The following is a 431-nucleotide window of genomic DNA, read 5'->3' on the forward strand; positions in this document are numbered from 1 at the left end:
ATCCTCCCGACAACACAGACCATTCCGTGGCAAAGCAAAAGTTCAGAATCACCAACTGGTCCACCTACAACAAAGCTCTCATCAACCGTGGCTCCCTCACTTTCTGGCTGGATGATGAGGCGATTCAGGCCTGGTATGAGTCGGCAACGCCTTCATCACGAGGAAGGCCCCAGCGCTATTCTGATCTCGCCATCACCACCGTTCTGGTGATTAAACGCGTATTCCGGCTGACCCTGCGGGCTGCGCAGGGTTTTATTGATTCCATTTTTGCCCTGATGAACGTTCCGTTGCGCTGCCCGGATTACACCAGTGTCAGTAAGCGGGCAAAGTCGGTTAATGTCAGTTTCAAAACGTCCACCCGGGGTGAAATCGCACACCTGGTGATTGATTCCACCGGGCTGAAGGTCTTTGGTGAAGGCGAATGGAAAGTC

At 53.1% G+C, this 431-nt stretch carries 1 protein-coding gene; it reads left to right on the plus strand.

Going from position 1 to position 431, the window contains the following annotated elements:
- The coding region (locus K5R89_RS27215; RefSeq protein ID WP_240530950.1) for an IS5 family transposase at positions 1-431 on the plus strand (431 nt) is incomplete at both ends.

The organism is Klebsiella sp. TF21-TM, from assembly GCF_019753495.1.
GTDB lineage: Bacteria > Pseudomonadota > Gammaproteobacteria > Enterobacterales > Enterobacteriaceae > Klebsiella > Klebsiella quasipneumoniae.